Origin of the sequence: Phenylobacterium sp., from assembly GCF_030693805.1 — a bacterium.
Taxonomy (GTDB): domain Bacteria; phylum Pseudomonadota; class Alphaproteobacteria; order Caulobacterales; family Caulobacteraceae; genus Phenylobacterium.
The window spans coordinates 1-4,281 of record NZ_JAUXZW010000257.1 but is presented as its reverse complement, the minus strand read 5'-3'; the positions used below and the strand labels follow the sequence as shown (position 1 = coordinate 4,281).

Sequence of the window (4,281 nt, the reverse complement as noted above, 5' to 3'; positions counted from 1 at the left end):
CGACCTGGTGGTGCGCGACGGCGCGGCCAAGACGGTCACCGCGCGCGGCGGCGTCGAGGTCCGCTACGGCGGGCGCACGCTGCGCGCCGACGAACTGTTCTATGAGGAAGGCCGCAGCGCCATCACTGCGCGGGGCAACGTCCAGGTGCTCAATCCGGACGGCACCAGCGAGTTCGCCGACGAACTGGTGCTCGACGATCAGATGCGCGCCGGCGTCGCCATCGGATTCTCCGCGCGGCTGGGCCAGAACATCAAGTTGGCCGGGGCCACGGCGGTTCGCCGCTCCGATCAGATCCAGGAACTGAACCGCGCAATCTATACGCCGTGCGAGATCTGCGCCGAGGACGGCTCGCCGCGCACGCCGACCTGGTCGATCCAGGCTGAGAAGGTGGTCCAGGATAAGGGCCGGCAGCTCGTCTACTACCGCAACGCGGTGATCAAGGTGTTCGGCGCGCCGGTGCTTTATCTGCCGGTGTTCTGGCACGCCGACCCGCAGGCTAAGCGCAAGTCAGGCTTCCTGGCGCCGCGCATCGGCGCGTCCGACCGACGCGGCCTGTCGTACGAGCAACCCTATCTGCTGGTCATCTCGCCTTATTCGGACGTGACGCTCAGTCCGCAGATCAACACCAAGGTCAATCCATTCCTCAACCTGCGCGCCCGCAAGCGGTTCTATTCCGGCGAGATCGACGCGCGGTTCGGCTACACGCACGAGGCGGATTTCGACGGCGCCGCCAACCGCTTCGGCGACGAGACCTCGCGCAGCTACGTACTGGCCCGCGGCGCCTTCCGCATCGACGAGAAGTGGCGCTGGGGCTTCACGGCGGAGCGTGCGTCCGAGGACCTGATCTTCGACAAGTACGAGGTGGGCGACGTCTACGAGACCCGCGGCCCCTACATCGCCGACGATCGCCGGCTGATCTCCCAGGTCTACGCGGTGCGTCAGGACGAACGCTCCTACGCGTCGGGCGCGGTGATGAGCATCCAGGGCCTGCGCCCTGGCGACAACGAACGCACCTTCCCCACCGTGGCGCCGCTGATCGAGGCGCGCTGGGAACCTGCAGGCCCGGTCGCCGGCGGCAGGCTGCGGCTGAGCGGCGGGGCCGCGGTGCTGACCCGCGAGCAGTCACCGCTCGACGCCTTCCCGGCGCGCACCGCCGGGGTCGACAGCCGTCGCGTCACAGCGGCGGCCGACTGGCGCTCAAGCTTCACGAGTTCGGGCGGCCTGCGGGTCGAGCCGTTCGCCAACGTCCGCCTCGACGGTTACAGCCTGGGCGACTTGCCGTCCGGCGTCAGGACTTCGTCGTCTTCGGTGTCGCGCGGCCTGGCGGTGGCCGGCGCCGACATCACCTGGCCGTTCGTCCGCCGGCTGTCGGACGCCACCGTGGTGCTGGAGCCGATCGCCCAGATCGCCCTGTCGCCATCCGCGCGCCGGATCATCGTCGGCCGCACGGCGGCGGGTGCGCCGATCGACTTGGACGAGGACAGCCTGGCCTTCGAGTTCGACGAATCGAACCTGTTCCGCGCCAACAAGTTTCCGGGCTTCGACCTCTATGAGGACGGCGTGCGGCTGAACGCCGGCGCCCGCGCTTCGGTGCTGTGGGACGATGGACGTCGCGCCAGCCTGCTGATCGGCCGCAGCTTCCGTGACGAGGACAGCGAAGTGTTCTCCTCGCGCACGGGCCTGCAGACCAAGTCGTCGGACTGGATCGTCGCCGGCGACGCCCAACCGATCCAGGGCCTGGCGTTGTTCGCCCGCGCTCGTTTCGACAGCGACACCCTCGACGTGCGCCGCGCCGAGGCCGGCGCGAACCTGAGTTCGAAGTATGGCTACGGCTATGTCCGCTATCTGCGCGACGATCGCGACATCAATGGCGCCAAGCGCGAGAACCTCGATCTCGGCGGCGAAGTCTTCCTGACCAAGCATTGGGGGGTGTCGGTGTCCGGCAACCGCGACCTTGTGCAGAACGCCTGGGTGGTTCGTGACCTCGGGATAGTCTACCGCGACGACTGCACACGCTTCGAAGTCATCTATCGTCGCGAAGACACCGTCATCGGCCGCCTGGGACCTTCGGACTCCGTCGGCATACGCCTAACGCTCGCCACATTGGGCGGACCTATAGATGCCCGTTAACCGCACCGGCTCGCGCAGCCGCTCCCGAGGATTCTCCATACCCATGACGCGCGTGCGTATTGTCGGCGGTCGCGCGATGCGCGGCTGGACCCTGGCTGCAGCCTTGTTGGCAAGCGCCGCGCCCGGCGTCGTCGTCGCCCAGGCGGCGGCGGCGAAGGCTCCTGCGCCCGCGCCGTCGGCGCTATCGGAGTCGGTGGCCGCCGTCGTCAACGACGACATCATCTCGACCTATGATCTAGGCCAGCGCATGCGCCTGCTGATCGTCTCCAGCGGCGTGCAGCCGACGGCCGAATCCCTGCCGCAACTGCAGCAGGAAGCGCTGGTGTCGCTGGTCGACCAGCATCTTCAGCTTCAGGAACTTCGCCGCGTCGAGCGCGACCAGAAAATCTCCCTGATCGCCACCGACGAAGAGCTGGAGCTGGAGCTCGCCGACCTGGCCAAGCAGAACAACACCAGCAAGGAGCAATTCCTGGCCGCCTTGGCCGCGCGCGGTGTCAGCGCCGAAACGCTGCGCGGACAACTCCGCGCGCAGGTGAGCTGGCAGCGCTGGATCCGCGGCCGTTACGGCACCCGCCTGCGGATCGGCGACGACCAGATCAAAGCGGCGCAGCAGCGGATCGTCGCCGCCGCCAGCAAGCCGCAATACCAGATCAGCGAAGTGCTCATCGACGCTTCCCGCGTCGGCGGCATGGACGCTGCGATGAGCGGCGGCGCCCAGCTTGTTTCCGAACTGCAGAAGGGCGCGCCCTTCCCTGCGGTCGCCCGCCAGTTCTCCGCCGCACCGTCTGCGGCGGCGGGCGGCGACGCCGGCTGGGTCTCGCAGGGCGAGCTTGCGCCCGAGGTGCAGGCCGCCCTCGATCAGATGCGTCCGGGCCAACTGTCGCAGCCGATCCCGGTGCGTGACGGGGTCTACCTCGTCTTCCTGCGCGACAAGCGCGCCGGCTCCGGCGGCACGCTTGTCAACATGAAGCAGGCCGCCGTGGCCCTGGGCGCACAGGCGAGCGCCGGCGATCTCGAAGCCGCTCGCGTCAAGCTCGAGAGAGTCCGCTCCGCGGCCACCAGTTGCGCCGATCTGGAGGCGGCGGCCGCCAAGGTCCCCGGCGTGGTGGCCGGCGATCTGGGCGAAGCCGAGGTCGCCGACCTCGCGCCGCAGTTCCGCGACGCGGCCCAGACCCTGCCGACCGGCCAGTTGTCCCAGCCGATCCGTACCAATGCAGGGTTGCACCTGGTTGTGGTCTGCGGAAAACGGGCGAGTGGTGTGGAAGAAGCTGATCGCGCGCAAATCGAAAATCGTCTGTTCGGTCAGCAGCTAAGCATGATCTCCAGGCGTTACATGCGAGACCTTCGGAATTCGGCGGCGATAGAGACGCGGTGAAGAACGGACCCATTGCCCTTACACTGGGAGATCCCGCGGGCATCGGCCCAGAGATCGTCGTGAAGGCGTGGAGTGAACTGCGGCGCACCGGACCGGACTTCGTGGTCGTCGGCGACTATCAATCCCTGGCCGCGGCTTCGGCCCATGGCGCGTCGATCGTGCGCCGTGTGACCGCATCTGAGTCGGTCTCGAAGCTGTTCCCGGACTATCTGCCGGTCATCGATCTGCCGCTGCGCGCGCCGGTGGTGGCGGGGCAGCCGTCGGCCGCCGCCGGCCCCGCGGTGATCCGCTGGATCGAGACCGCTGTGGGCCTGGCGCTGTCCAACGCCGTGCGCGCCCTGGTCACCGCGCCGATCTCCAAGGCGCCGCTCTATGCGGCGGGGTTCCGCTTCCCCGGCCACACCGAATTCCTCGGCGAGCTCACCGCGGCGGCCAGCTACGACGGCGCACGCGGTCCGGTCATGATGCTGATCGCCGGCGACTTGCGGGTCAGCCTGGTCACTGTGCACGAGGCGCTGGCCAACGTGCCGGCCCAGCTCTCGGTGCAGAAGATCGTCAACGCCGGCCTGGTCACCGCCCAGTCCCTGCGTCGGGATTTCGGCGTGGAAGCCCCGAGACTGGCCGTCGCCGGGCTCAATCCGCACGCCGGCGAGAGCGGCTCGCTAGGGCGCGAGGAGATCGAGATCGTCGAACCCGCCGTGCGGGCGCTGCGCGACCTGGGCGTCGACGCCACCGGCCCCTGGCCCGCCGACAGCCTGTTTCCCGCCGACATGCG

General features: G+C 68.8%; 3 protein-coding genes. All 3 read left to right on the top strand.

The genetic code is table 11. From position 1 onward, the window contains the following. The coding region (locus Q8M88_RS09950; protein ID WP_305596904.1) for an LPS-assembly protein LptD at positions 1 to 2,131 on the top strand (2,131 nt) is incomplete at its 5' end. 43 nt (positions 2,132 to 2,174) lie between these two features. After that, positions 2,175 to 3,506: a peptidylprolyl isomerase gene (locus tag Q8M88_RS09945; protein WP_305596902.1), complete on the top strand. Its 1,332-nt coding sequence runs from the start codon at positions 2,175 to 2,177 to the stop codon at positions 3,504 to 3,506. Further along, on the top strand, positions 3,503 to 4,281 hold a 779-nt coding region (locus Q8M88_RS09940; RefSeq protein WP_305596900.1), incomplete at its 3' end, for a 4-hydroxythreonine-4-phosphate dehydrogenase PdxA. The genes Q8M88_RS09945 and Q8M88_RS09940, both read left to right, overlap by 4 nt.